General features: G+C 43.0%; 1 protein-coding gene. It reads right to left on the minus strand.

The window, feature by feature from the left end:
- On the minus strand, window positions 1-432 hold a 432-nt coding region (locus KCG35_RS25895), incomplete at its 3' end, for a transposase (RefSeq protein WP_309227498.1).
- Window positions 433-711: the final 279 nt, after the last annotated feature.

The raw sequence follows: 711 nt of genomic DNA on the forward strand, positions 1-711 counted from the left end.
ATTTAAACAGCGCATAAACCACGATAAATCCGTTAGCCGCAACCGCCACTGCTGAACAATATCATTAACGACTTTAAGCTCAGCCTTATCCAGCACCGCTCCTGCTAAATATCGCTGAATCATCGGAGGTCCTTGGTACAACTTCCGCCAACGACGAATCACTTCATCATCCGTCCATTGCACCGCCTTTTCTTCATTAATGCGGACTACTAAATGATAGTGATTTGACATCACCGCATAAGCACAAATATCAATAGCAAACACTTTAACCAACTCCGTGAGCCGCTCAACCAACCAGGCTTTTCGGTGATCAAAGTTTTGCCCCGTTACTTGGTCATCGCCGCACAAAAAAGCACGACGAACACACCGACATATACAGTGATAATACGGCGTATCCGCCACACTGACTAACTCACTTCGTGGCCGTGTCATCCTTAAACCTCCACACAAACTGACTACTTTATAACCAGAAGTATAGACATTCACTTCTGGTTATTTTTTGATCGCAGTCAAATCTTGGCTGTCCTCTTTTTTCCTCCTTTTCTTCGTTAAACCTCCACTCAAAACTGACTACTTTATCGTTAAACCTCCACTCAAAACTGACTACTTTATAACCAGAAGTACAACCCTACACTCCTGGCTATTTTTTGATCACAGTCAAATAGTGGATGTCCTGTTCCTCAGTTATTTCAATACTGAGCCTATACATGC

Source organism: Zooshikella harenae (genome assembly GCF_018837975.1).
Lineage (GTDB): Bacteria > Pseudomonadota > Gammaproteobacteria > Pseudomonadales > Zooshikellaceae > Zooshikella > Zooshikella harenae.